Annotated in this window: 24 protein-coding genes and 1 tRNA gene; 14 read left to right on the top strand and 11 right to left on the bottom strand. The window is 73.0% G+C overall.

Features of this window, described 5'->3' with window-relative positions; all coding sequences use genetic code 11:
- Positions 1 to 13: 13 nt before the first annotated feature.
- Positions 14 to 1,006 carry an aldo/keto reductase gene (locus AC3IYJ_RS08715; RefSeq protein WP_489400748.1) on the top strand — a complete coding sequence of 331 codons (993 nt, stop codon included), beginning with the start codon at positions 14 to 16 and terminating at the stop codon, positions 1,004 to 1,006.
- Entirely contained in the window at positions 1,003 to 3,348 is a 2,346-nt protein-coding gene (locus AC3IYJ_RS08720; RefSeq protein WP_489400749.1) for an ATP-dependent DNA helicase, read from the top strand. The genes AC3IYJ_RS08715 and AC3IYJ_RS08720 overlap by 4 nt, the downstream gene beginning before the upstream one ends.
- A 67-nt stretch (positions 3,349 to 3,415) precedes the next feature.
- Here the strand turns inward: AC3IYJ_RS08720 and AC3IYJ_RS08725 are convergent, their stop codons facing one another.
- Positions 3,416 to 4,090, bottom strand: a complete 675-nt coding sequence (locus AC3IYJ_RS08725; RefSeq protein ID WP_489400750.1) for a hypothetical protein — start codon at positions 4,088 to 4,090, stop codon at positions 3,416 to 3,418.
- Between the two features lie 47 nt (positions 4,091 to 4,137).
- Between AC3IYJ_RS08725 and AC3IYJ_RS08730 the strand changes: the two genes are divergently transcribed.
- A complete protein-coding gene (locus tag AC3IYJ_RS08730; RefSeq protein ID WP_112452273.1) occupies positions 4,138 to 4,326 on the top strand; it encodes a DUF5703 family protein in 189 nt (62 codons plus the stop codon).
- Between the two features lie 78 nt (positions 4,327 to 4,404).
- Here AC3IYJ_RS08730 and AC3IYJ_RS08735 read toward each other — a convergent pair whose 3' ends face one another.
- The 3 genes from AC3IYJ_RS08735 to AC3IYJ_RS08745 form a co-directional block, all read right to left on the bottom strand.
- Entirely contained in the window at positions 4,405 to 5,241 is an 837-nt protein-coding gene (locus AC3IYJ_RS08735) for a chaplin (protein ID WP_489400751.1), read from the bottom strand.
- A gap of 174 nt (positions 5,242 to 5,415) precedes the next feature.
- Positions 5,416 to 5,649 (bottom strand): chaplin ChpH, encoded by a 234-nt coding sequence (gene chpH, locus AC3IYJ_RS08740; protein WP_112452274.1) that lies wholly within the window; start codon positions 5,647 to 5,649, stop codon positions 5,416 to 5,418.
- Positions 5,650 to 5,855: 206 nt separating this feature from the next.
- Positions 5,856 to 7,181 carry a M20/M25/M40 family metallo-hydrolase gene (locus AC3IYJ_RS08745; protein ID WP_489400752.1) on the bottom strand — a complete coding sequence of 442 codons (1,326 nt, stop codon included), beginning with the start codon at positions 7,179 to 7,181 and terminating at the stop codon, positions 5,856 to 5,858.
- 175 nt (positions 7,182 to 7,356) lie between these two features.
- Between AC3IYJ_RS08745 and AC3IYJ_RS08750 the strand changes: the two genes are divergently transcribed.
- Positions 7,357 to 7,444 (top strand) — tRNA-Leu (locus tag AC3IYJ_RS08750).
- 84 nt (positions 7,445 to 7,528) lie between these two features.
- A complete protein-coding gene (locus AC3IYJ_RS08755; RefSeq protein WP_489400753.1) occupies positions 7,529 to 7,888 on the top strand; it encodes a zinc ribbon domain-containing protein YjdM in 360 nt (119 codons plus the stop codon).
- 91 nt (positions 7,889 to 7,979) lie between these two features.
- Here the strand turns inward: AC3IYJ_RS08755 and AC3IYJ_RS08760 are convergent, their stop codons facing one another.
- From AC3IYJ_RS08760 to AC3IYJ_RS08770, 3 genes are all read right to left on the bottom strand, one after another.
- The gene (locus AC3IYJ_RS08760; protein ID WP_489400754.1) at positions 7,980 to 9,524 is read right to left on the bottom strand and encodes an APC family permease; all 1,545 of its coding nucleotides are present in this window, start codon (positions 9,522 to 9,524) and stop codon (positions 7,980 to 7,982) included.
- A gap of 109 nt (positions 9,525 to 9,633) precedes the next feature.
- The gene (locus AC3IYJ_RS08765) at positions 9,634 to 10,578 is read right to left on the bottom strand and encodes a hypothetical protein (RefSeq protein ID WP_489400755.1); all 945 of its coding nucleotides are present in this window, start codon (positions 10,576 to 10,578) and stop codon (positions 9,634 to 9,636) included.
- Between the two features lie 540 nt (positions 10,579 to 11,118).
- Entirely contained in the window at positions 11,119 to 12,774 is a 1,656-nt protein-coding gene (locus AC3IYJ_RS08770) for an FAD-binding dehydrogenase (RefSeq protein ID WP_489400756.1), read from the bottom strand.
- Between the two features lie 82 nt (positions 12,775 to 12,856).
- Here AC3IYJ_RS08770 and AC3IYJ_RS08775 point away from each other — a divergent pair, with 82 nt between their 5' ends.
- The 8 genes from AC3IYJ_RS08775 to AC3IYJ_RS08810 all read left to right on the top strand — a co-directional run bounded on the left by AC3IYJ_RS08775 (position 12,857) and on the right by AC3IYJ_RS08810 (position 18,920).
- Positions 12,857 to 13,378, top strand: a complete 522-nt coding sequence (locus AC3IYJ_RS08775; protein ID WP_489400757.1) for an NUDIX hydrolase — start codon at positions 12,857 to 12,859, stop codon at positions 13,376 to 13,378.
- An 18-nt stretch (positions 13,379 to 13,396) separates the two neighbouring features.
- The gene (locus AC3IYJ_RS08780; RefSeq protein WP_489400758.1) at positions 13,397 to 13,795 is read left to right on the top strand and encodes a YidH family protein; all 399 of its coding nucleotides are present in this window, start codon (positions 13,397 to 13,399) and stop codon (positions 13,793 to 13,795) included.
- Between the two features lie 98 nt (positions 13,796 to 13,893).
- On the top strand, positions 13,894 to 14,178 hold the full coding sequence (locus AC3IYJ_RS08785) for a DUF202 domain-containing protein (protein ID WP_489402743.1): 285 nt from the start codon (positions 13,894 to 13,896) through the stop codon (positions 14,176 to 14,178).
- 91 nt (positions 14,179 to 14,269) lie between these two features.
- The gene (locus AC3IYJ_RS08790; RefSeq protein WP_489400759.1) at positions 14,270 to 14,572 is read left to right on the top strand and encodes a hypothetical protein; all 303 of its coding nucleotides are present in this window, start codon (positions 14,270 to 14,272) and stop codon (positions 14,570 to 14,572) included.
- Between the two features lie 190 nt (positions 14,573 to 14,762).
- Positions 14,763 to 15,674 carry an MBL fold metallo-hydrolase gene (locus AC3IYJ_RS08795; protein ID WP_489400760.1) on the top strand — a complete coding sequence of 304 codons (912 nt, stop codon included), beginning with the start codon at positions 14,763 to 14,765 and terminating at the stop codon, positions 15,672 to 15,674.
- Between the two features lie 147 nt (positions 15,675 to 15,821).
- On the top strand, positions 15,822 to 16,874 hold the full coding sequence (locus tag AC3IYJ_RS08800) for a phosphotransferase family protein (RefSeq protein WP_489400761.1): 1,053 nt from the start codon (positions 15,822 to 15,824) through the stop codon (positions 16,872 to 16,874).
- Positions 16,875 to 16,884: 10 nt separating this feature from the next.
- Positions 16,885 to 18,123 carry an acyl-CoA dehydrogenase family protein gene (locus AC3IYJ_RS08805; protein WP_489400762.1) on the top strand — a complete coding sequence of 413 codons (1,239 nt, stop codon included), beginning with the start codon at positions 16,885 to 16,887 and terminating at the stop codon, positions 18,121 to 18,123.
- Between the two features lie 173 nt (positions 18,124 to 18,296).
- Complete coding sequence (locus AC3IYJ_RS08810; protein WP_489400763.1) at positions 18,297 to 18,920, top strand: acetate uptake transporter; 624 nt, start codon at positions 18,297 to 18,299, stop codon at positions 18,918 to 18,920.
- On the opposite strand, the gene AC3IYJ_RS08815 is transcribed toward AC3IYJ_RS08810, so the two are convergent.
- Positions 18,917 to 19,312 carry a MerR family transcriptional regulator gene (locus AC3IYJ_RS08815; protein WP_489400764.1) on the bottom strand — a complete coding sequence of 132 codons (396 nt, stop codon included), beginning with the start codon at positions 19,310 to 19,312 and terminating at the stop codon, positions 18,917 to 18,919. The genes AC3IYJ_RS08810 and AC3IYJ_RS08815 overlap by 4 nt on opposite strands.
- 62 nt (positions 19,313 to 19,374) lie before the next feature.
- Here AC3IYJ_RS08815 and AC3IYJ_RS08820 point away from each other — a divergent pair, with 62 nt between their 5' ends.
- Positions 19,375 to 20,511: an alkene reductase gene (locus AC3IYJ_RS08820; protein WP_489400765.1), complete on the top strand. Its 1,137-nt coding sequence runs from the start codon at positions 19,375 to 19,377 to the stop codon at positions 20,509 to 20,511.
- Positions 20,512 to 20,519: 8 nt separating this feature from the next.
- Here AC3IYJ_RS08820 and AC3IYJ_RS08825 read toward each other — a convergent pair whose 3' ends face one another.
- The 3 genes from AC3IYJ_RS08825 to AC3IYJ_RS08835 are packed head-to-tail and all read right to left on the bottom strand — an operon-like array spanning position 20,520 to position 23,668.
- Entirely contained in the window at positions 20,520 to 21,128 is a 609-nt protein-coding gene (locus tag AC3IYJ_RS08825; RefSeq protein WP_489400766.1) for a TetR/AcrR family transcriptional regulator, read from the bottom strand.
- Positions 21,129 to 21,179: 51 nt separating this feature from the next.
- A complete protein-coding gene (locus tag AC3IYJ_RS08830) occupies positions 21,180 to 22,901 on the bottom strand; it encodes a class I adenylate-forming enzyme family protein (protein ID WP_489400767.1) in 1,722 nt (573 codons plus the stop codon).
- Positions 22,898 to 23,668, bottom strand: coding sequence for an SDR family oxidoreductase (locus AC3IYJ_RS08835; protein WP_489402744.1), 771 nt, complete (start codon positions 23,666 to 23,668; stop codon positions 22,898 to 22,900). Before AC3IYJ_RS08835 ends, AC3IYJ_RS08830 begins: the two co-directional genes overlap by 4 nt.
- Positions 23,669 to 23,689: the final 21 nt, after the last annotated feature.

Here is a 23,689-nt window from a genome sequence, read left to right on the forward strand (position 1 = left end):
AGTCTCAGCCCTCATGGAGCAGAGGCATCTCGGCCGAACCGGACTGCGCGTCTCCCGGATCGGTCTCGGCACACTGACCTGGGGCCGGTCGGCGGACGGACCTGACGAGGCGGAAGCCGCCGCGCAGTTGAAGACGTTCTGGAACGCGGGCGGCACGCTCGTCGACACGGCGGACGTGTACGGGGGCGGGGAGGCGGAGTACCTCCTCGGGCAGTTGATCGGTTCCGTCGTGCCGCGGCGGGATCTGGTGATCGCCACGAAGGCGGGCGGGGTCGCGGACCGGGACCGCCCCTTCGACTGCTCGCGCGGCCATCTGCTGGCCGCCCTGGACGAGTCCCTGGCCCGTCTGAACACGGACTACGTCGACCTCTGGCAGGTCCACGCCTTCGACCCCGGGACCCCGCTGGAGGAGACCCTCCAGGCGCTGGACCTGGCGGTCAGCAGCGGCCGGGCGCGGTACGCCGGGGTGTCGAACTTCAGCGGCTGGCAGCTGGCGAAGGCGGCGACCTGGCAGATCGCGGCGCAGGGCGTACGGACCCGGCTGGCGTCGACCCAGATGGAGTACTCGCTCCTCCAGCGGGGCGTGGAGCGCGAGGTCGTCCCGGCCGCCCTCGACCTGGGCGTGTCCCTCCTCCCCTCGTCCCCGTTGGGCCGGGGCGTCCTGACGGGCAAGTACCGGGCCGGTACCCCGTCGGACTCCCGGGGCGCCTCGGAAACCCTGGCGGCCTTCGTGGACCCGTACCTCGACGACGCGGCGAGCCGCATCGTGGACGCGGTGGCCACGGCCGCCCACGGACTGGCGGTGACCCCGCTCCAGGTGGCCCTGGCGTGGGTCCGGGACCGTCCCGGAGTGGCCGCGCCGATCGTCGGCGCCCGGACATCGGCGCAGCTCGGGGCGGCCCTGTCGGTGGAGACGCTTAGTCTTCCGGAGGAGATCCGCCGAGCTCTGGACGACGTCTCGGCGCCTGTCCACCGCTATCCCGATCAGGACTGGAGCACCTTGTGAGCGAGACCGCCGCCGACACCGCCACCGCGGAAGCTGCGGGGGCCCCGGACTCCGGCGAAGCCCCGGAGTCCCCGGAAGCCGAGGCCGAAACGCCGGCGCCGACGGCCGAGGCCCCGGAGTCCGGCGAAGCCGAGGACGCTCCCGCAGCGGAGGCACCCGCCGCCGGGCCCGGCGAAGCCGGGGACAGCGACCCGGAGCCGGCTCCTTCCGGCGAAGCCGGGAGCGGTGACGGGGGGCCGGGGGCGGAGCCTCCGGTTTCGGGAAGGGGTGGGGTGGGGGAAAGCCCCGCAGGGTCCGCCGACGGGGAAACCGGCGCCGACTCCGCGCAGGCCGCCGAGGCCGAGGCCAAGCCCGCGCTCAGCGAAGCGGCGGCGGAGCTGGCCGCGCAGAAGATCGAGCGGGAGCGCATCGCCCGGCGCAAGGCCGAGCGCGAGGCCCCCATCGAGGCCGGGGCGAAGCTCAGCGGGACGGCCGCCGATCTGCTGGCCGCCGTACGGGCCGTGGAGAGCGGTGGCCAGCCCCCCGCCCCGCTGCGCCGCCAGGCACCCGCACGGACCCAGGCACCGGCACAGCCGCAGGCACAGTCGGCACCGCCGGAGGCACCCGCGCCGGAGCGTGCACCCGCTCCCGCCCCCGCGCCCCCGCGGGAGCCCTCCCCCGACGCCGTCCATGCGCTCCGCGCCCTCCTCGCCCGCGGCGGGGCCCCCGAGGCCCTGGCCCCGCAGGCGGCCCTCGCGCTCGGCGCCGACGCGGCCGGGCAGCTCGCCGAATCCCCCTGGCGGCTCCTCGCCGTCGCCGGGGTCCGCCCGACCCAGGCCGACGGGTTCGCCCGCGCCCTCCTCGGCCCCGAAGAGACCGGCCCCGGGGACGAGCGGCGGGCCGCCGCGCTGGTGGGCTGGCTGCTCGGCCAGGCCGCCGCCAAGGGTCATACGGTGCTCGACGCACCCACCCTGGAGTCCGCCCTCGCCCAGTACGGCGTGCCCGACCCGGCCGAAGCACTGGAGGCGGCCGTCGGCGACGGAGCCGTCCTCACCTTCGAGGAGCCGGTCGGCCCGCCCGTCGCCGAGGACGAGGAGCAGCCGGTCCGTCTCCTCGTGGGCCTGGAAGGCTCCGCCATGGCCGAGGAGAGCCTCGCCGAGGGCCTGGCCCGGCTCGCCAACACCTTCACGGACCCCGCCGACTGGGACAAGGCCGCCGGCGGCAACGGCCCCGGCGCCGAGCTGATCCGCGCCGTCGCCGCCCACGGCCTGGTCACCCACACCGGCGGCGAGGCCGCCCGCTCCGAGCCCTTCGCCCTGCTCGCGGCCGCCCGGGAGGCCGGTCTGCGGGCCTGGCTGGCCGCGCACGCCCCCGCGGGCGCGGAGGGTGCGGAGGGTGCCGTCACCGTGGCCGGTCTGCTGGCCGGCGCCGAGGGCCCCGGCCGCGACGCGGACGGGCAGTTCGCACTGGACCTGCTCATCGTCCTCGACGCCCCGCAGCTGGACGTGGAAACGGCGGCGGCACTGGTGGAATCCGTGCCCGACGGCGCCCGACTGGTGCTGTCCGGCGACCCCGGGGTGCTCGGCAGCGCCGGCCCCGGCCGGGTCTTCGCCGATGTGCTCGCGGCCCGTGCCTTCCCCCAGATCGTTTCCCGCGTTCCGGATCCCGGCCCGATCGGCGAGCTGGTCTCCGGGGTCGGGATCGGGGAGCTGAACCAGGTGGACGCCCCCGGCAAGGAGGTCGTCATCGTTCCGGTGCGCGATGCCGGGGAGGCCGTGCACCGCACCGTGCAGCTGGTCTCCGAGTCGGTGCCCCGCGCCTTCGGGATCCCGGCGGACGCGGTCCAGGTCATCACCCCGGGCCACGGCGGCTCGGCGGGCACCCGGGCGCTCAACGCCGCCCTCAAGGAGCGGCTGAACCCCGGTCCCGGCCGGTTCGGCGGCTTCGACCCGGGGGACCGGGTGGTCCATGTGCCCTCCGCCGGGCGGGCGTTGCCGGCCCGGGTGGTGTCGGCCGACGCTCAGGGGCTGCATCTGGAGGCCGCCGCGGGCGCGCGGATCCTCGTACCGAAGGAGCGGGTGGAGTCCCAGGTTCGGCACGGCTGGGCCGTGACGGCACACCAGGCCGTGGGTTCGCGCTGGCCGGCCGTGGTGGTCGTACTGCCCGGGGACGCGGCGCAGGCCCTGTCCCGGGACTGGGTGTACACGGCGTTCGGGCGCGCGGGACGTCACCTGTCGGTGGTGCACGGGGTGGACCAGGCGTTGCCTCGCGCGGTCGCGGAGGTGGCCCCGAAGCCCCGTACGACCCGGCTGACGGCCTTGCTGCGGGCGCTCGCCGAGGCGGCGCAGGCGCGGCCCGAGTAGGAAACGCGCCGCGGCCCCCGTCCCGGGTGGGACGGGGGCCGCGGCGTTCGGCGGGTACAGGGTCCGGTCAGGCGGGGGCGAGGCCCGGCCGGGCCGCCTCGCCGTCGGCCTCCTCGGCCTCCTCGTCGAGGTACTCGCCGTCCTGCTCCTCGTCGAAGACCGAGCTGACGTCGAAGCGGTGCATCACGTCCTGCGGGTCGATGTGCGCGAAGGGCGCGCTCAGCCACTCCCCCGGTTCCGTGATCTCCTCCGAGGCGGCGATCCAGAGCGTGGAGTCCCCCTCCTCCAGACCGAAGTCCTTGGCACGGGAGGCGATCTCGTCCGGCTCGTACTCGCCGAAGAGCACGCCGATCGCGTCGGCGGTGCCACCGTCCTGGTCGAGTTCGGCTTCACGGTCGTGGGCGACGACCCGCTCGGCCTGGGCGATCAGGCGGGCCGGTTCGACGACGGCGTAGTCGCGGCGGATGAGCACGCTGAAGGCGGCGGGCTCGGCAGGCCCGGTGTACGGGAGCCCGTCCTCGGGTGTGGGGATCTCGAACGGGGTGACCTCGTCGTAGCGGTCGTAGAGGAGTTCGTCGTACTCCTCTGCAGCGGCGGCGAGTTCGTTGAACGCCGCGTAGACGTCCGGGTCATCGTCCCCGGTCCTGCTCTCGACCGCGGCGAGGTGACGGTCGAGCGCGGCCTTGACCGCCTCGGCGGCGGCGCGTACCTCGGCAACAGTGGGCAGAGCGGCATCAGACATAGTGCAGACGCTATCCGTAGCAGGGCTCTGCTTGCACAATAGATGCGATGCCGGAATACGAATTTGTCGACTTGTACGTGCCCCGCGGGGTTCCGCGCCAGGAAACGACCCGTCTGTTGACCGATCATGCCGAGTACGGGCATTGGGAGCTCGACCGGCTGACGCTGCTCCGGGACGGCAGCCGCCGCGTCCGACTGCGCCGCCGGATCATCCGTCAGGTCCGCGCGACCTGGTGACCCGGATCCGCGTCGCAGGTGCCTTCCGGCCTGGGCCGACGGACACCCGCGACGCGGAGGGTTCCGGGTGAACAACCGTCAGGCGGCGTTGCGCGCCCGGCGGTAGAGCACGGCGCCCGCCAGCAGCATGCCTGCGGCCAGGGGCACTCCGGCGGTGAGCGCGTCACCGGAGCCGGTCTCGGCCAGTCCACTGGCCGGGGTTGAGCCGGTTCCGGTGCCGGTGCCGGTGCCGGTGTCGATTCCGGTACCGGTGCCGGAGCCGGTTCCCGGGGCACTGTAGGTGACCGGGGTCACCGAGCCGGTGCCGGTGCCCGTGCGGGTGCCGGTGGGCGTTCCGGGCTGCCCGGTGCCGGGAGTACCGGGGTTGCCCGGGTTGCCGCCCGGATTGCCCGGCGTACCGGGGCCGCCGGGGGTGTCGTGGTCGCCCGGAGTCCCGGGGTTCCCGTGGTCACCCGGGGTGCCGTGGTCGCCCGGGGTGCCGTGGTCGCCCGGGGTGCCGTGGTCGCCCGGGGTGCCGTGGTCGCCCGGAGTCCCGGGGTTCCCGTGATCGCCCGGGGTGCCGTCGTCACCCGGCCCACCCGGGTTCCCGTAGTCACCCGGGTAGTCCTCGTCGCACGGCTCGTCCGGGTTCTCGGGGTGCTGCGGGTGGCCCGGCCGGCCCGAGACGTTGGCGCAGTCGTTGCCGAAGGCCGGATTCAGGGCCCCCACCACCGTCACCGTGTTCCCGCAGAGGTTCAACGGTGCGTCCACGGGTGCCTGAACGGTGTTCCCGGACAGCAGGCCCGGTGAGTGCGCGGCTTGGCCGGAGGCCGCGGAGTCCGCGTGTGCGTAGCCCCCGCCGATCGCGAGCAGACCCCCCGCGGCCGCCATGGTGATCAAGGTCTTCCTGCCGGTGACCTGTGCATGTCGTCGCATCTTTACTTCGTCCCCTGGTGTGCGTGGTGCACGCGCACGCGCGCGCACGCTCGGCCGGCGCACTGGCCGTAAAGGCTCCCCTCGCCTGGTGCGCCGGAAGATCGATGTCGGGCCGTAAAGCCCGGCGGCCCCGGAGAGCTGGAATGCGCTCCGGGGCCACGAACTTCAGAAACTTCAGGCGTTGACGCAGGTGTTGCCGAAAGCCGGGTTCAGCAGGCCGATCACGGAGATCGAGTTGCCGCAGACGTTCACGGGAACGTGAACCGGAACCTGGATGACGTTGCCGGACGCGACACCGGGCGAACCGATGGCCGCACCCTGGGCACCCGCGTCGGCGACAGCCAGACCCGCACCCGCGAGAACCAGACCACCGGTGACAGCCGCAGCAGCGGCAACCTTCTTGAGCATTGTTCCTCCTAGTAGGCAAGCGCGGTCCCAGCCGCGGACCGCACCACCTGTAACGAGGAGGGATCACCGGGGCTACGAGCGTATGAGCGCATTCACTCTTCTCAGTGGAATCCGCACACCTTCCCGATTCCCCGGCGTTAGGTACCTCCCGGTTCCTCCCGGTGCCCCGGGAGGAACCGGGGAACCGGGAGACAGACCGGGGAACGTCAGGACTCGTCGATGAACCGGTCGAGCACGCGCACGCCGAACTTGAGGCCCTCCACCGGCACCCGCTCGTCCACCCCGTGGAACATCCCGGCGAAGTCCAGCTCCGGCGGCAGCTGCAGCGGCGCGAAGCCGAAGCAGCGGATGCCGAGGTCGTCGAAGGACTTGGCGTCCGTACCGCCCGAGAGCATGTACGGGACCGCGCGCGCGATCGGGTCGTGGGCCTTCAGGGCGGTCTGCATGGCGTCCACGAGCCTCCCGTCGAAGTCCGTCTCCAGCGCCTTGTCCGCGTGGACGTCCTCCCGCTTCACGCGCGGGCCCAGGATCCGGTCGAGGTCGGTGAAGAACTCGTCCTCGTAGCCCGGCAGGAAACGGCCGTCCACGTGTGCGGTGGCCTGCCCGGGGATGACGTTGACCTTGTAGCCGGCGCCGAGCATGGTCGGGGCGGCAGAGTTGCGCAGGGTCGCGCCGACCATCTTGGCGATGCCGCCGAGCTTGGCGAGCGTGGCATCCATGTCGTCCGGGTCGAGCGGGGTGCCCAGCGCGTCCGAGAGCTCGTCCAGGAAGCTGCGCACGGTCTTGGTGACCCGCACCGGCCAGGTGTGGCGGCCCAGGCGCCCCACGGCCTCGCACAGCTCCGTGATGGCGTTGTCGTTGTTGGTCATCGACCCGTGGCCGGCGGTGCCCTCGACGGTGAGCCGCATCCAGTGCATGCCCTTCTGGGCGGTCTCCACCAGGTACAGCCGCAGGTTCTCGTTCACGGTGAAGGAGAAGCCGCCGACCTCGCCGATCGCCTCGGTGACCCCCTCGAAGAGCCCGGGGTGCTTGTCGACGAGGTGGCGGGCGCCGTAGATGCCGCCGGCCTCCTCGTCGGCGAGGAAGGCCAGCACGATGTCGCGCGGGGGCTTGCGGCCGCTGCGCATGCGGTCGCGCACGACGGCCAGCGTCATCGCGTCCATGTCCTTCATGTCGACCGCGCCGCGGCCCCACACGCAGCCGTCGGCGATCTCGCCGGCGAAGGGGTCGTAGGTCCAGTCGGCCGCGTTGGCCGGGACCACGTCGGTGTGCCCGTGGATCAGCAGCGCCGGCCGCGAGGGGTCCTCGCCCTCGATGCGCGCCACCGTCGAGGCACGCCCCTTGTGCGATTCGAAGATCTGCGGCTCCAGCCCGACCTCGGCGAGCTGCTCGGCGACCCACTCGGCCGCCTTGCGCTCGCCCGGGCCGGAGTGGTCCCCGTAGTTGCTGGTGTCGATCCGGATGAGGTCCCGGCAGAGGTCGACGACCTCGTCCTCGCCGGATACGGTCCTGCCCGCGCTCGACTCGCTCACGCTGCTTCCTCCCACTGACCACTGATCGGTACCGAACTGCCTCCCATCCTCCCGCTCCGCGCCGCTGCGCCCAAGGCCGGACCCGGCCGTCGGGGGGTGTGATCGAGGACCCCGGAATGTTTGGTAATGTTTTCCACGTCGGAACGGCCCGCAAGGGACGCGAGACAGACACCTTGTCCGGGTGGCGGAATGGCAGACGCGCTAGCTTGAGGTGCTAGTGCCCTTTATCGGGCGTGGGGGTTCAAGTCCCCCCTCGGACACCAAAGCGAAAACCCCACTTCACGTGGGGTTTTCTGCGTTTGTGGGGCACGGGCCGGGCCAAGGCCTGGTGGGGATATTCTGGGGAAGTGAATGAGAATCTTCCTCCTTGTCCCAAATGTTCCTGCGAGTACACCTACGAGATGAACGCGCTCGTGGTGTGCCCCGAGTGCGGTCACGAGTGGGTGCCCGCCGAAGAGGACGCGCAGGCCGCGGCGGGCTCCGGGGAGCGGGTCGTGAAGGACTCCGTGGGCAATGTGCTCAGCGACGGGGACACCGTGACCGTGGCCAAGGCGCTCAAGGTCAAGGGCAGCCCCTCGGGGATCAAGGCCGGCACGAAGGTCCGTAACATCCGGCTCATCGACGGGGTCGACGGCCACGACATCGACTGCAGGATCGACGGCTTCGGTGCGATGCAGCTCAAGTCCAGCGTGGTCAAGAAGGCCTGACCGCGGGTGGATGCGACGAGAGGGGCCCCGCCGCGGCGGGGCCCCTCTCGTCGTGTCCTGGCCCGGTCGGGCCCGGTCCGGTCGGGCCCGGTCAGTCGCCCGGGATGGCCTCGGCCGCCTGGTCGAGGCGGAAGGCCTCGTTGCCCAGGCCGATGCGGGCGTGGACCTCGGGACGCGAGGAGCGCAGGAACAGGCCGTACGCCAGGCCGGCCACGGCCGCGGCGCCGATGATGCCGGGCAGCATCCAGCTCAGCGCGGAGCCCTCCTCGGCGGCGACCAGGACGCCGAAGTCCCTGACGGTGTAGACGGCGATGGCGAGCAGCGCGATGCCCGCCAGGCCCGCCGCGACGAGCCGCCAGATCTGGGCGCCCGCGGTGCCGCGGCGGACGAAGAAGGCGATGACGGCGACGGAGGCCGCGGCCATGAGCAGGGTCACGCCGAGGGCGCCGACGCTGCCCATCCAGGTGAACAGGTGCAGGACGGGCGTGGTGGGGTCGCCGTTCGGCAGGTCGTCGGTGAACGCGAAGGCGAGGACGACGACCACGGAGATCACGGTCTGCAGGAGCGAGCCGGTGGCGGGGGCGCCGGTCCCGGCGTTGGTGCGGCCGAAGGAGGCCGGCAGCAGGCCCTCGCGGCCCATCGCGAAGGCGTAGCGGGCGACGACGTTGTGGAAGCTGAGCATCGCCGCGAACATGCCGGTCACGAACAGGACGTGCAGGGCGTCGGTGAAGGCGGTGCCCAGGCGGCTCTCGGTGAGCTGGAAAAGCAGGCCGGGGCCGGCTTCGGCGGAGGCCTTGACCACCTCGCCGGGGCCGGTGGCGACGGTGAGGGCCCAGGCGCTGAGCGCGAAGAAGAGGGCGACGAAGCCCACGGCGAGGAACATCACCCGGGAGACGACGATGTGCGGCTTGCTGGTCTCCTCGGCGTAGACCGGGGACTGCTCGAAGCCCACGAAGGCGGCGATGCAGAAGCACAGGGCGGTGCCGAGGCCGGCGCCGCTGAGGGTCGCGGGGTCGAAGGCGTGCAGCGAGAGGCCGTCGGGGCCGGGCTTGCCGAGGGCGGCGACGTCGAAGACGACGACGAGTCCGACCTCGATGAGCAGGAGGACGCCGAGGACCTTGGCGTTGAGGTCGATCTTCAGCCAGCCGAGGGCGCCGGTGAGGGCGACGGCGGCCAGGGCCGGTATCCACCAGGCGAGTGCGGTGTCGAGGTAGGTGGCGAAGAGGCTGGAGACCTCGAAGCCGAGGATGCCGTAGACGCCGACCTGCATGGCGCTGTACGCGACGAGGGCCACGAACGAGGCGCCGGCGCCGGCGGTGGGGCCGAGGCCGCGCGCGATGTAGGCGTAGAAGGCGCCGGCGTTGTGGACGTGCCGGCTCATCTCGGCGTAGCCGATGCTGAAGAGCGCGAGGACGACGCCGAGGATGACGAACAGCAGGGGCTGTCCGACGATGCCCATGACTCCGAAGGTGGTGGGCATGACACCCGCGACCACCATCAGGGGGGCGCTCGCGGCGAGTACGGAGAGCAGCAGGCCCGCGGTGCCGAGGCGGTCGGCGCGCAGGGCGCGGTCCTGGCCCTTGTACGTGCTGATCTCGGCCGGGTCGGTGAGCGTGGTGGATCTGCCCGTCGGCATGGCGGGTGGTCCTTTCGGCGGGGAAGTCTTGCGGGGCGGGGACGAGCGGTGCTGCGCGTGGGTGCGGGCTGCGGATGCGAGTGGGGTCGCGGGCGTCAGGGAGCGGAGGTCAGGTGCCCAGCGCGGCGCTGCGCGCGGCGAGGAAGGCCTTGTGCGGGTCGAGGTCGGGGTAGGACCACGGGGCGCGGGTGGCGTGGCTGCCGATGCGGTGGAAGAGGGCGGCCGCTTCGGCGGGGCGGCCCTCGCAGAGCTTGGCGTGGGCCAGGAAGTTGAGGTCCACCCGGTTGCGGGGGTGGTCCTCGCGCTCCCACTCCAGCCACCAATCGAAGGCGGAGCGCAGCACCTGGCGGGCACGGCGGCCGGACCAGTGGGCGGCGATCCCGTCGGGGGTGTGCCCGTGGACGGCGGCGAGGACCCGGTAGCGCTCGGCGTGGGCGATGACGGGGAGGACGGCGAGCGGGGAGTCGGCCGGGGACTCCTCGGCGGCCCAGGCGGCGAAGTCGTAGACCTCGTGGAGCGGGTCGTGGCCGGATCCGGGGGTGCGCTCGGCCAGCAGGGAGACCATCAGGTGGTGGGCGTGGTGGTGCTCGCGGTGGCGGGCCCGGACCTGGTCGAAGTGGCGGCTGAACTCCTCTTCGGTGCCGAAGGCCCGGCTCAGGAGCAGCAGGCCGAGCCAGGGGGTGGGGTCGGCCGGGGAGAGGGCCGCGGCCCGGTGGCAGGCCTCGTCGGCGGCCTCGGGGGTGCCCTTGCGGCGCAGGGCGGTGAAGACGGCCGCGCAGGCGAGGAGGGTGACGGCGTCGGCGCTCTCCGGTTCGGCGAGGAGCCATTCGCGTGCCCAGGCGGTGGCGGCCGGGGTCTCGGCGAGGACGACGAGGCGGTGGCCCCGGCGGTCCCAGTCGTCGCCGGTGGCCACGAGGAGGGAGCGCGCCTTCGACCAGCGGCCCTGGGTGAACTGGGTGCGCACGTCGACGAGTTCGGAGTCGCAGAGTGCCGGGTCGAAGAGCTGGGCGTCCCGCTTGCGGGCGCGGCCGAGGGGCGGCGGAGGCGGAGACATCCGCGGTTTCCCTCCAAGGCGCGGGCGGTTGGACGGCGTTGCCGAATGATCACGCACAGCAAAGCGGTGCGCACAGCTCCGCGTCAAGGTCCAGTCCACTGGCTGGCGCGTTTCAACTGGTGCGAAAAGCTCGCGAGTTGGGGGATCGACTCCGCTGGAGGCCCGCTCCGGGGCGGCCCCGCGCGGCTCACGGGCGGGCTCCGCGGCGGTCCGCGGCGACCCGCGAAGACCTCCCGACCGCCCCCTTCGCGCTCCGGGGCCCGCCGCGCGGCCGGCCGGTGGCGGCCGCCCCGAGCGGGGCGCAGGCCCCGGCTGCGGCGGCGCCGGCCAGGCGCAGGACCGGGGCGGGACCCCTGCCGGTGGCGGGCGAAGGTTATGCGCCGGTGGCCGAATGACGCCTGTCCCACGGGGAATTCCGGCAGGGCCCCGGTGGGCCCGGCTACCGGCCGCCCCGAGCCCCGGCCGGGCTCCGCCCGGGCCGCTCCCCCGCTCCCCCGCTCACCACCCGGCCGCCGTCCGGGCTCCGCTCAGGCCCGCGGCTCAGCCCACCGCGCGGCCCGCGGCTCGGCCCGCCGCGCGGCCCGAGAAGATGCAGCCGCCGAGGAAGGTGCCCTCCAGGGCCCGGTAGCCGTGGACGCCGCCGCCGCCGAAGCCCGCGGCCTCGCCCGCCGCGTAGAGGCCCGGCAGGGGTTCGCCCGTCTCCGTCAGGACCCGGGAGGAGAGGTCGGTCTCCAGTCCGCCCAGCGATTTGCGGGTCAGGATCGAGAGCCGGACGGCGATCAGCGGGCCCGCCGCCGGGTCCAGGATCCGGTGCGGGGCGGCGGTGCGGATCAGCTTGTCGCCGAGGTACTTGCGGGCTCCGTGGATCGCCGTGACCTGGAGGTCCTTGGTGAAGGGGTTGGCGATCTCCCGGTCCCGGGCGACGATCTCGCGGCGGACCGTCTCCTCGTCGAGCAGCCCTTCCTTGGTCACCGCGTTCATGCCGCGCACCAGGGCGGCGAGGTCCTTCTCGACGACGAAGTCGGCGCCCTTGTCCATGAAGGCCTTCACCGGGCCGGGTACGGCCTGGCGCGCCCGGTCGATGACCCCGCGGACCGACTTGCCGGTCAGGTCGGGGTTCTGTTCGGAGCCCGAGAGGCCGAACTCCTTGCCGATGATGCGCTGGTTGAGGACGAACCAAGTGTGGTCGTGGCCGGTCCTCATGATGTGGTCGAGCGTGCCGAGGGTGTCGAAGCCCGGGAACAGCGGTACGGGGAGCCGCTTGCCCGTCGCGTCCAGCCAGAGCGAGGACGGGCCGGGCAGGATGCGGATGCCGTGCTCGGCCCAGATCGGGTTCCAGTTCTCGATGCCCTCGGTGTAGTGCCACATCCGGTCCTTGTTGATGTGGCTGGCACCGGCCTCCTCCGCGATGCCCAGCATCAGTCCGTCCACGTGCGCCGGGACCCCGGAGAGCATCCGCTCCGGCGGGGTGCCTAGCCGGGCCGGCCACTGCCGGCGCACCAGGTCGTGGTTGCCGCCGATGCCGCCGCTGGTCACGATCACGGCCTGGGCGCGCAGCGAGAACTCGCCGGCGCTCTCGCGTCCGCTCGCGGTGCCCCGTACGGCGTCGGAGGGGGTCAGGATCTCGCCCGTCACGGTGTCGAGCGTGCCGTCCGTGCGCGCGAGCCCGGTGACCCGGTGGCGGAACTTCAGCTGGACCAGGCCCCGGGCCACTCCGGCGCGGACCCGGCGTTCGAAGGGTGCCACCAGGCCGGGGCCGGTGCCCCAGGTGATGTGGAAGCGGGGTACGGAGTTGCCGTGGCCGTTCGCGTCGTAGCCGCCGCGCTCCGCCCAGCCGACCACGGGGAAGAAGCGGACCCCCTGGGCGTGCAGCCAGGGGCGCTTCTCGCCTGCCGCGAAGTCCACGTAGGCCTCGGCCCAGCGGCGCGGCCAGGCGTCCTCCTCGCGGTCGAAGCCGGCGGTGCCGGCCCAGTCCTGGAGGGCCAGCTCACGGGTGTCCTTGATCCGCATGCGGCGCTGCTCGGGCGAGTCGACGAAGAACAGCCCGCCGAAGGACCAGTGCGCCTGGCCGCCGATGGACTGTTCGGGCTCCTGGTCGAGCAGGATGACCTTGCGGCCGGCGTCGACGAGCTCGGCGGTGGCCACGAGACCCGCGAGCCCGGCCCCGATCACGATCACGTCTGCGTCGTACGTCATGCGAAACCCGTCCTCCGTCGGTGGTGGGGCGATCCTTTGCTACGGAGCGGTAACCAGTCAACAGGAGTGAGGGGACGAAGGTATGGGCGCGGCCGACGAGGTACTGGACGTGGTGGACCGGGAGGACCGGGTGACGGGGCAGGCCCGACGCGGCGAGGTGTACGCGGCCGGACTGATCCACCGGTGCGTGTTCGTGCTGGCCAGGGACGGGCAGGGGCGGGTGTTCGTGCACCGCCGGACGGCCTCGAAGCTGGTCTTCCCCTCGCACTACGACATGTTCGTGGGCGGGGTGGTCGGGGCCGGCGAGAGCTACGCCTCGGCCGCCCTGCGGGAAGCCGAGGAGGAGCTCGGGGTATCGGGGCTGGCGCAGCCGGAGCCGCTGTTCAAGTTCCTGTACGAGGGTCCGGGCGGGTCCTGGTGGTCCTACGTGCACGAGGTGCGCTGCGAGCTGCCCGTCCGGCCGCAGGCCTCGGAGGTGGCCTGGCACACGTGGCTGCCGGAGGAGGAGGTGGTGCGGCGGGTCGAGGACGGGTCGTGGCCCTGGGTGGCGGACGGTCTGGCGGCGTACCGACGGCTGCGGGAGTTCCGGGCGGATGCCCGGTAGCGCAGTAGATTGGTGCAGGTGATCGACTTCGGCAGGGATGTACGGCTCTGGTTCGCACCGGAGCGGGTGAAGGAAGAGGGCGAGACCCCCGACTACCGCTTTTCGCTGGCCAACGAGCGGACCTTCCTGGCCTGGATCCGGACCGCCCTGGCCCTGGTCGGCGGCGGTTTCGCCGTGGACCAGTTCCTGCCCGACCTGCGGTGGGGGGTCCGCGTCGGCATGGCCTTCGCCCTGCTCGCGGTGGGCGGGGCCTGCGCGCTGCGGGCGGTGAACCACTGGGTGCAGTGCGAGCGGGCGATGCGGCGCGGCGAGGACCTGCCGCTGTCCCGGTTCCCGGTGGTGCTGAGCCTGGGGGTGGGGCTGGTCGCGGTGGCGATGGTCGTGGTCGTACTGCTGGGCTGGACCACGGGGCGGTGAGCGTCACGAGCGGCGACGGACCCGGCGGCTCCGGCGACCGGTCCCGCGGCTCCGGCGGTGGCTCCGGCAGCCGGTCCGCCGGCGGCCGGGACGCGGGGCTGCAGCCGGAGCGGACCCGGCTCGCGTGGCGGCGCACCACGCTCTCGTGCACGGTGGCGGCCGTACTGGCGCTGCGCCAGGCCCTGCACAGGAACGGCTCCCCGGCGGGACTGGCCGGGGTGGCGGTGATCGCGCTGGTCATGCTGGCCTTCATGGGGGTGGCGCACCGGCGGATGCGGGAGCTGTCGGCGGCCCGGCCGGGTGGGCTGACCCCGGGGGCGGCGCTCGCGGCGACGGCGTGCACGGTGGCGCTCGCCGTCTTCGCGATGGCGGTCATCGTCTGATCCGGAGAACCGATGGTCCGCCTTGCGCGCCACTCCGGCGCGCAGCGGACACAACGGGCGAAGCGGGTCGCAGCGCACTAGCGTCGGCGCCATGACGACCATGCACCGAGAGCACCCCACGCACGAGCACTCCCACGCGCACGGCCCCGACTGCGGCCACACCGAGGTCGAGCACGGCGACCACGTCGACTACGCGCACGACGGCCATCTGCACCGCGAGCACTCCGGCCACTGGGACGAATGCGAGCCGGCCACGCACACCGAGCACGGCGGGCACGAGCACACGCACGGCTCGGACTGCGGACACGGCTCCGTCCCGCACGGCGACCACGTCGACTACCTGCACGACGGACACCGGCACGCCGCGCACGACGGACACTACGACGACCACTGAGGGTCCCTCGACGGCCCCTGAGGGTCTCCGAGGGACCCTGAGGTGCTCTGAGGGACCTCGAGGGTTCCTGAGTGGCCCTGCGGATCCCCGGGCGCCGTCCGGTCCACCCGCCGAACCCCCGCCCTCCCCCCGCGCCGCCGCGACTGGCAGGATGCCGACAGCCCGTCACAGCGACCCGGGGAGAGCGCAGATGCCCGTAGAAGAGCCCTACCTCGTCCAGCCCGCGGACGGGGTGTACGCCTACGTGCAGCCCGACGGCGGCTGGTGCCTGAACAACGCGGGCTTCGTGACCGGCGGCGGCCGGACCCTGCTGGTCGACACGGCCGCCACCGAGCGGCGGGCGCTGGCCCTGCGCGCGGCGGTGGAGGCCGCCGGTGCGCCGCTCCCCCGCACGGTGGTCAACACCCACCACCACGGCGACCACACCTACGGCAACGGCGTGTTCGCCCCCGAGGCGCTGATCCTGGGGCACGACAACGCGCGGTCCGAGCAGCTCGCCGCCGGGCACCAGCTGGAGATGATCTGGCCGGCGACCGACTTCGGCGCGATAGACATCACCGCCCCCGACCTGACGTACAGCGACCGCATGACGCTGCACGTGGGCGAGACCGAGGTCCAGGTGATCCACCCGGGCGTCGCGCACACCACCGGCGACTCCGTGGTGTGGCTGCCCCGGCAGCGGATCGTGTTCACCGGGGACCTGGTCTTCGCGCAGGGCACGCCGTTCCTGGCGATGGGTTCCCTGGCCGGGTCGCTGCGGGCACTGGAGCTGTTGCGCTCGCTGGGGGCGGAGACCGTCGTACCCGGGCACGGGCCGCTCACGGATCCCGGCGCCTACGAGGCCACCGAGCGCTATCTGCGGTACGTGGCCGAGCTCGCCCGGGAGGGCAGGGCGAAGGGGCAGACCCCGCTGGAGGTGGCCCGGCAGGCCGATCTCGGCGAGTTCGCGGCCTGGCGGGAGAGCGAGCGGCTGGTGGCGAACCTGCACCGGGCGTACGCGGAGCTGGCCGGTGAGCCCGAGGGCGTGCCGCTGGACATCCTGACGGTGCTGCGGGACATGACGGTGATGAACGGCGGGACGCCGATCCTCTGCCACGCCTGACACCCGGCGGGCCCGGGTCCCCGGGGGCCTGGATCCCGGTGGTCGGCGGAGTGTTCCTCCGTCCACCCACTGGACGGCATACCGACTGGTCGGCATGATGGGTCGCGTCCGATCCGTCGTCGTCAACTCCGTACGGAGGTGCGCACCATGACCTCAGCCCCGGGACCTTCGCCGTCCCATCCGCGAGGCCTCGATCTGGAGCAGCTGCGCGGTCATCTCGACCGGGTGCGGCCGGGGCTCGTGGCCGGGCCGCTGACCGGCCGGCTGATCGAGGGCGGCCGCTCGAACCTGACCTACGAGGTCGGCGACGGGGTCTCCCGCTGGGTGGTGCGCAGGCCGCCGCTGGGCCACGTACTGGCCACCGCGCACGACATGCGGCGCGAGCACCGGGTCATCGCGGCGCTGCACGGCACGGCGGTGCCGGTGCCGCGGCCGCTGCTGCTGTGCGAGGACGAGGCCGTGCTGGGCGCGCCGTTCTACGTCATGGAGTTCGTGGACGGGGTGCCGTTCCGCACGGCCGGCGAGCTGGCAGCGCTCGGCCCCGAGCGGACCCGGCGGGCGGTACTGGGCCTCGTGGACACCCTGGTCGACCTGCACGCGGTGGACCCGGACGCGGTGGGACTGGGCGACTTCGGCCGGCCCGAGGGCTTCCTGGACCGGCAGCTGCGCCGCTGGGGCAAGCAGCTCGCGGCCTCCCGGGGGCGTGAGCTGGCGGGGATCGACGAACTGCACGCCTCCCTCGGGCGGTCCCTGCCCCGCTCCCCCGCGGCCACGGTGGTGCACGGGGACTTCCGGCTCGACAACGTGCTGATCGGCGGCCCGGACGATGCGATCCGGGCGGTGCTGGACTGGGAGATGTCCACGCTCGGCGATCCGCTGACGGACCTCGGACTGCTGGTGATGTACAGCTCCGACCTGGGCCTGACCCGGTCCCCGGTGAGCACGACAAGCGGTGCTCCGGGCCATCCGGCGCCCGCCGAGCTCATCGAGCGGTACGCGGCCCGTTCGGGCCGGGACACCTCGGAGATCGCCTGGTACACCGCCTTCGCGTGGTTCAAGCTCGCGGTGATCCTCGAGGGCATCCACTACCGCTTCACGCTCGGGCAGACCGTCGGCGCGGGGTTCGACCGGATCGGCGAGCTGGTCCCGGTCTTCATCGAGCACGGCCTGACCACCCTGACCACCCTCCAGGAAGGCTGAGGAGCCCACGATGGATTTCGCATTCGACGCCCGGACCGAGGAACTGCGCGGGCGGCTCCTGACGTTCATGGAGGAGCACGTCTACCCGGCGGAACCCGTCGCCGCCGAGCAGCGCGCGCGGCTGGCCTCGCCCTGGGACACCCCGGCCGTGTTCGGTGAACTGAAGGCCGAGGCGCGCCGCCAGGGGCTCTGGAACCTCTTCTTGGTGAACGAGCACGGTTTGCCCGATGCCGAGTACGGCGCCGGGCTGACCAACCTCCAGTACGCCCCGCTCGCCGAGATCACCGGCCGCAGCCCGCACCTGGCGCCGATGGCGACGAACTGCGCGGCTCCGGACACCGGGAACATGGAGCTGCTGGCGCAGTTCGGGGACGAGGCACAGAAGAAGCAGTGGCTCCAGCCGCTGCTGGCCGGGGAGATCCGGTCGGCCTTCGCAATGACCGAGCCCGAGGTGGCCTCCTCGGACGCGACGAACATCGAGACGCGGATCGAGCGCTCCGCGGACGGCTCCGAGTACGTGGTCACGGGCCGCAAGTGGTTCATCTCCGGCGCCATGAACCCCGACTGCAAGATCTTCATCGTGATGGGCAAGACGGACCCCGACGGGTCCGACCCGCGCCGCCAGCAGTCGATGATCCTGGTCCCCCGGGACACCCCGGGGGTCGAGGTCCGGCGCGCGATGACGGTGTACGGGTACGAGGACCACGACCACGGCGGTCACGCGGAGGTGGTCTTCGACGGGGTCCGGGTCCCGGCGGCGAACCTGATCGGCGAGGAGGGCGGCGGCTTCGCCATCGCCCAGGCCCGGCTCGGGCCGGGCCGGATCCACCACTGCATGCGGCTCATCGGGATGGCGGAGCGGGCCATCGAGCTGATGTGCCGGCGCGCGATCGGACGTACCGCCTTCGGCAAGGAGCTGGCCGCGCAGGGCGTCGTACAGAACTGGATCGCGGACGCCCGGGTCACCGTGGAGCAGCTGCGGCTGCTGGTGCTGAAGACGGCCTGGCTGATGGACACGGTCGGGAACCGGGGCGCGCACACCGAGATCCAGGCCATCAAGATCGCGACTCCGCGGGCGGTCGTCGGCATCCTCGACCAGGCGGTACAGCTGCACGGCGCGGGCGGGGTCAGCCAGGACTTCCCGCTGGCGGAGCTGTGGGCGGCGGCGCGCACGCTGCGCCTGGCGGACGGACCGGACGAGGTCCACCAGCGCTCGCTCGCGCACCGGGAGCTCAAGCGGTACCGGTAGTTCTTGGTGGGCCTGACGGGAGCGACGGGCCGCGCCCGGAGGGGGTGCGGCCCCGGGCGCCGGGGGCGGTCCGGCGCGGGACTTCGGTCCCGCGACGGTGGACCTTTACTGGTCCAGACCACTTGGGAAGTCCGATATATTCGGTATGCCCCCCAGTGAAAGTACCCTTCGCCATGCCCAGCTCCACCCTGGTCCCCACCGCCGCGCCGCAAGCCGCGACCTCTCCCGCCACCGCGCCGCAGCCCATGGCCAATCCGGGCCCGCTCGGCCTGGCGGCGTTCGCCCTGACCACCTTCGTGCTCAGCCTCTTCAACTCGGGCCTGATCTCGAACGCCGCGCTCAGTGCCGTCGTGCTGCCGCTGGCGCTGTTCTACGGCGGCCTCGCGCAGTTCGTCGCGGGCCTGCTGGAGTTCCGCCGCGGCAACACCTTCGGAACCACGGCGTTCGTCTCGTACGGCGCGTTCTGGATGTCCTTCGCGGCCTACGTGAAGTTCGTCGTCCCGACGCTGCCCGCCGACCAGGCGCACGTGGCGACCGGCTGGTTCCTCGTGGCCTGGTTCATCTTCACCGCGTACATGTCGATCGCCGCGATGAAGCTGGACGTCGCGCACCGCGTGCTGTTCGTCTCGCTGGCGCTGACCTTCCTCTTCCTCGCCCTCGGCGACCTGGCCGAGAGCACCGCGCTCGGCCACACCGGCGGCTTCCTCGGCCTGTTCACGGCCGGCGTCGCCTGGTACATCTCCTTCGCCGTGGTGGCCAAGGAGACCTGGAAGCGCGACGTGGCCCCGCTCGGCTAGGACCTTTCGACGGCCGAGGTCATCGGCGCGGCGGTGCGGCCCGCCGCCGTGTCGATGACCTCGTCCAGTACCTCACGGGACCGGATCAGATCGGCGATCAGCCGGTCGATCCGGTCCCGTTCCGTCTTCAGCTCGGCGACGAGCGCGGGGGTGGCCCGTACGTTCGGCCCGCCGTCCGCATCACGCATACACGGCAGGATCTGCGCGATCTTCGCGCTGTGCAGGCCCGCCGCGTAGAGCTCCTGGATCCGGATGACCCGGTCCACCGCCCGCTCCGCGTAGTCGCGGTGGCCGCCGGGGGTCCGGCCGGAGACCAGCAGCCCCTGCGTCTCGTAGTAGCGCAGCGAGCGCTCGCTGACCCCGGTGCGCGCCGCCAGTTCGCCGATCCGCATGCCCCGCCCCCGCCGTCTCCGCACTTGAATCTGACATTGGTGTCAGGTTTTAGGTTACGGGCATGACGAACTCGCAGCAGGTCCTTCCCACCGCTTCCCGTCTCTTCGACTCCGCCGTGCTCGGCGGGCTCGAACTCCCCAACCGCCTGGTGATGGCACCCCTGACCCGTAATCGGGTGGGCGCCGACGGAGTCCCCGGGGAGCTGATGGCCGTCCACTACGCGCAGCGGGCCACGGCCGGTCTGATCATCGCCGAGGGCACCGCGCCGAGCGCCGTGGGCCAGGCCTACCCGAACATCCCCGGCATCCACACCGCGGAGCAGATCGCCGGATGGCGCCGGGTCACCGACGCGGTGCGGGCGGGCGCCGACGGACTGGGCGGCGGCGCGGCCATGTTCCTCCAGCTGGAACACGGCGGCCGGGTCGGTCACCCGGACACCAGCGGCCACGTCCCGCTCGCGCCGTCCGCCGTACGGCTCCCCGAGCAGCTGCACACCCCCGGCGGGCTGCGGGACGCCGCCGTTCCCCGCGCGATGACGGCCGGGGAAATCCGGTCCACCGTCGCCGACTTCGTGACCGCGGCCCGCAATGCCGTGGAGGCCGGTTTCGCGGGGGTGGAGGTGCACGCCGCCAACGGCTTCCTGCCCCACCAGTTCCTGGCGCGGGGCACCAACCTGCGGACCGACGAGTGGGGCGGCCCGGTGGAGAACCGGATCCGGTTCGCCGTCGAGGTGGTGCGGGCCGTCGCCGGGGCCATCGGCCGGGAGCGGGTGGGCATACGGATCTCGCCCGGAGCGGGCGTCAACGGCATCGAGGAGGGCGACACCGAGGAGATCTACCCGGTGTTGCTGGCGGCCCTGGCGGAGATCGACCCGGTCTATGTCCACATCCTCTACGCCGACGGGCAGCGGGCCCGGTTCCAGGAGCACCGCAAGGCCTGGCCGGGCACGCTGATCGCCAACCAGGCGCTCACCCGGGAGCAGTTCGAGGCCGACGGCGGCAAGGGCGTCGCCGAACGGCTCCTGGCCGAGGGCGCCGACCTGGTCTCGCTGGGCCGGGGCTTCCTCGCCAATCCCGACTTCGTGGCCCGGCTGCGGGCGGACGCCCCCCTCAACGAGCTCCGCCCCGAGTTCCTGATGCACGTACAGGGGGCGGAGGGGTACAACGACTACCCGGCCCTGGCGACCGCGTCGGTGTGAGCGGCGGGCTACGGGCGCAGCGCCCGCAGGAGCAGGTCCGCGAGGTGGTCGGCCAGCTGCTGCGGGGTGAGCGGGCCGTCCTCGCGGTACCAGGTCGACAGGTGGTGGACGGACCCGAAGTGGTAGTCCACCACCAGGTCCGCCGGGGTCGCGGTGGAGAAGACCCCGGAGCGCTGCCCCTCCTCGACCAGCGCCCGGAACCGCTCGTGGTAGCGCCGGCGCTCCGCCCGCACCTGCTTGAACTTCTCCGGGCTCAGTTGGTGCATCGACCGGAAGAAGATCGACGCGTCGTCGAGGTTCTCGATGGTGGTCACCACCACGTCGGCGGCGGCGGCCCGCAGCCGCTCCTCCACGGGGGCATCGGAATCGGCCACCGCGTCGAGCCGCTGCTGCTGGAGCCGGAGCATCCGTGCGTACACCTCGTGCAGCAGATCGTCCTTGGATCCGAAGTAGTGGTAGAGCGCGCCCTTGGTGACCCCGGCCGCCTCGACGATCTCCTGCACCGAGGTGCGTTCGTAGCCGCGCTCGGCGAACAGCCTGGTCGCGACGGCCAGCAGGCGCTGCGGTACCGGGGCCTCGTGTGCGCCGACGGTCTCCGTCGTGGTCTTGGCGGCCATGGCGCTCGCCTTCCTTTCCTGATCCCTAGGCTGTGCGGCGTGCAGCTGTTTTCAGCCGCGGTCGCGCAGTTCCCGTCGCAGGATCTTGCCACTGGTCGTCTTCGGAAGGACAGGCAGGATCTCGACCTGGCGCGGGTACTTGTACGCGGCGATGCGTGCGGCGCAGTACGCGGACAGTTCCGCCGGGTCGGCCGTGGTCCCGGGGCGCAGGCTCACGTAGGCCTTCACGCTCTCGCCGCGGTAGGGGTCGGGGATGCCGACGACGGCCGCCTCGCGCACGGCGGGGTGGGTGTAGAGCACGTCCTCGACCTCGCGCGGCCAGACCTTGAAACCGGACGCGTTGATCATGTCCTTCTTGCGGTCGACCACGTAGAGCCAGCCGTCCGTGTCCATGAACCCGACGTCTCCGGTGCGCAGTTCACCGTCGGGGAAGGCCTTGGCGGTGTCGGCGGGCAGCCCCCAGTAGCCGGGGACGACCTGGGGGCCGCGGACGGCGATCTCGCCGCTCTCGCCGAAGGGGACCTCGGCTCCGCTCTCGTCGAGGATCCGCACGAGGGTGTCGGCGCCGGGCACGCCCACGGAGAGGGTGCCGGAGGCGGGGTCCACGGGGGCTTCGAGGTGCGCGGGCACGGAGGCGCAGGGGGCGGTGCACTCGGTGAGGCCGTAGCCGTTGCGCAGGTAGAAGCCGAAGGCGTCGCGGAGGCGTTCGACGAGGGCGGGCGGCAGCGGGGCCCCGCCGGAGGAGATCACCCGGAACGAGGCGAAGTGCTCCGGGGTAACTCCGGGCTGGGCGGCCAGCGCCATGAAGGCGGTGGCCGGCCCCACGGTGTAGGCGGGGCGGTGTTCGAGGAAGGCGTCGAGGACCACGCCGGCGTCGAAGCGGTGGGCGAGGACGAGGGTGCCGGCGTTGGTGAAGCAGGCGGCGAGCTCGCAGACCATGCCGGTGATGTGGAAGAGGGGGGCGAGGGCGAAGTAGCCGGCGCCCTCGGGGAGGGGGTGACCGGTGACCTGGCGCGTGGCGTTGTGGGTGAGGGCGCCGTGCGGGTTCATGGCGCCCTTGGGGGTGCCGCTGGTGCCGGAGGTGTAGCTGATGAGGGCGGTGGCGGTGGCGGCCGGACCCGGATCCGGCGGTGCGGGCAGGCCCCGCCGGGCCACTTCGGCGAGATCGTCGGCGTCGGCCGCCTGCTCCGGCCGGCCCGGCGCGAGGACCCGTACGTCGTCGCGGGTCTGGAAGTCCAGGTCGGACGCGGTCAGGGTGAGCCGGACACCGGTGCCGTACGAGGCCTCGCGCAGGTACGCGGGCCAGGCGCGGGCGTCGCACACCAGAGCGGCGGCCCCGGAGTCGCGCAGGATGTGGCCGACCTCGCCGGACTTGTACATCGGGTTGAGCGGGACCACGACCGCGCCGGCCTTCCAGGCGGCCAGCACGGCGAGCACGAAGTGCGGGGTGTTCTGGAGCATGACCGCGACCCGGTCGCCGCGGCCGATGCCGCGGGCGGCGAGGTGGCCGGCGAGGGAGTCGGAGAGCGCGTCTGCCTCGGCGTAGCCGATGCGGCCGTCAAAGTAGGCGAGCGCGGTGCGTTCGGGGGCGCGGGCCACGGCGGCGCGGAAGGCGTGCAGCACGCTGGGCAGGGGCGCGATGGGGGCCCGCTGGACCGGGGTGAGGCGGGCCAGCCAGGGTTGGGCGGCGTAGCGGGAGGGCGGGGCGGGGGCCGCGTCCGGGGTTACGGGGGTTTCCGGTGTGGCCGGGGCGTCCGGGGTTTCCTGGGTCATCGGGCCTCCCATTTGCGCTGGAGGTGGTTCATGCCGCCGAGCCAGCGCTCCGCATCGGTGGCGCGGGCCGCGTAGAAGTCCCCGACCTCGGGGTGCGGGAGGATCAAGAACCGGCCCTTCTCCATGCCGTCGAACAGTGCGTCCGCGACCGCTTCCGGCTCGATCGCGGTCGGCGCGAGGACCAGCTCGCCCGCCGATCCCGCGGCGGTGAGCATGTCGGTCCGGACCCCTTGCGGGCAGATGGCGTGGACCTGGAGCCCGCGGTGGCGGTAGGTCAGCGAGAGCCATTCCGCGAAGGCGAGCGCGCCGTGCTTGGTGACACTGTACGGGGCCGCTCCGATCATGGTCAGCAGCCCGGCGGCCGAGACGGTGGACACGAAGCGGCCGCTCCCGCGCTCCAGCCAGTCGGGCAGCAGCTGCCTGGCCGCGCGCACGTGGGCCATGACGTTGGTGTCCCAGGCCGCCTCCCAGACGGCCTCCTCCGCGAAGGCGTCGCCGCCGGAGGCGAGTCCGGCGTTGGCGCAGTACACGTCCACCGTGCCGCCGAGCGCTTCGCGGGCCGCGGCGACGACCGCGGAGGCGTCGCCGGGGACGGCGACGGCGCGGGCGCCGATCCCGTCCGCGACGGCGGCGGCCTTGGCGGCGTCGAGGTCGTTGACCACGACCGTGGCCCCCTCGGCGGCGAACCGGCGGGCGAGGGCGGCGCCGATGCCGCCCCCCGCTCCGGTGACGACGACTCGCTGGTCCTGGAACGCGTTCACGGAGATCACCCTTCATGGCCGGCCGCC

This window comes from Streptomyces sp. GL_140 (assembly GCF_057834465.1).

Excerpts from the sequence above, each read along its gene's own strand:
- AC3IYJ_RS08765 (WP_489400755.1), bottom strand. The coding sequence starts at position 10,578 with ATGTCTCCGCCTCCGCCGCCCCTCGGCCGCGCCCGCAAGCGGGACGCC.
- AC3IYJ_RS08830 (WP_489400767.1), bottom strand. The coding sequence starts at position 22,901 with ATGACCCAGGAAACCCCGGACGCCCCGGCCACACCGGAAACCCCCGTA.
- AC3IYJ_RS08725 (WP_489400750.1), bottom strand. The coding sequence starts at position 4,090 with ATGTCTGATGCCGCTCTGCCCACTGTTGCCGAGGTACGCGCCGCCGCC.
- AC3IYJ_RS08730 (WP_112452273.1), top strand. The coding sequence starts at position 4,138 with ATGCCGGAATACGAATTTGTCGACTTGTACGTGCCCCGCGGGGTTCCG.
- AC3IYJ_RS08790 (WP_489400759.1), top strand. The coding sequence starts at position 14,270 with ATGACGACCATGCACCGAGAGCACCCCACGCACGAGCACTCCCACGCG.
- AC3IYJ_RS08800 (WP_489400761.1), top strand. The coding sequence starts at position 15,822 with ATGACCTCAGCCCCGGGACCTTCGCCGTCCCATCCGCGAGGCCTCGAT.
- AC3IYJ_RS08760 (WP_489400754.1), bottom strand. The coding sequence starts at position 9,524 with ATGCCGACGGGCAGATCCACCACGCTCACCGACCCGGCCGAGATCAGC.
- AC3IYJ_RS08825 (WP_489400766.1), bottom strand. The coding sequence starts at position 21,128 with ATGGCCGCCAAGACCACGACGGAGACCGTCGGCGCACACGAGGCCCCG.
- AC3IYJ_RS08715 (WP_489400748.1), top strand. The coding sequence starts at position 14 with ATGGAGCAGAGGCATCTCGGCCGAACCGGACTGCGCGTCTCCCGGATC.
- AC3IYJ_RS08810 (WP_489400763.1), top strand. The coding sequence starts at position 18,297 with ATGCCCAGCTCCACCCTGGTCCCCACCGCCGCGCCGCAAGCCGCGACC.
- AC3IYJ_RS08815 (WP_489400764.1), bottom strand. The coding sequence starts at position 19,312 with ATGCGGATCGGCGAACTGGCGGCGCGCACCGGGGTCAGCGAGCGCTCG.
- AC3IYJ_RS08735 (WP_489400751.1), bottom strand. The coding sequence starts at position 5,241 with ATGCGACGACATGCACAGGTCACCGGCAGGAAGACCTTGATCACCATG.
- AC3IYJ_RS08775 (WP_489400757.1), top strand. The coding sequence starts at position 12,857 with ATGGGCGCGGCCGACGAGGTACTGGACGTGGTGGACCGGGAGGACCGG.
- AC3IYJ_RS08795 (WP_489400760.1), top strand. The coding sequence starts at position 14,763 with ATGCCCGTAGAAGAGCCCTACCTCGTCCAGCCCGCGGACGGGGTGTAC.
- AC3IYJ_RS08820 (WP_489400765.1), top strand. The coding sequence starts at position 19,375 with ATGACGAACTCGCAGCAGGTCCTTCCCACCGCTTCCCGTCTCTTCGAC.
- AC3IYJ_RS08770 (WP_489400756.1), bottom strand. The coding sequence starts at position 12,774 with ATGACGTACGACGCAGACGTGATCGTGATCGGGGCCGGGCTCGCGGGT.
- AC3IYJ_RS08805 (WP_489400762.1), top strand. The coding sequence starts at position 16,885 with ATGGATTTCGCATTCGACGCCCGGACCGAGGAACTGCGCGGGCGGCTC.
- chpH (WP_112452274.1), bottom strand. The coding sequence starts at position 5,649 with ATGCTCAAGAAGGTTGCCGCTGCTGCGGCTGTCACCGGTGGTCTGGTT.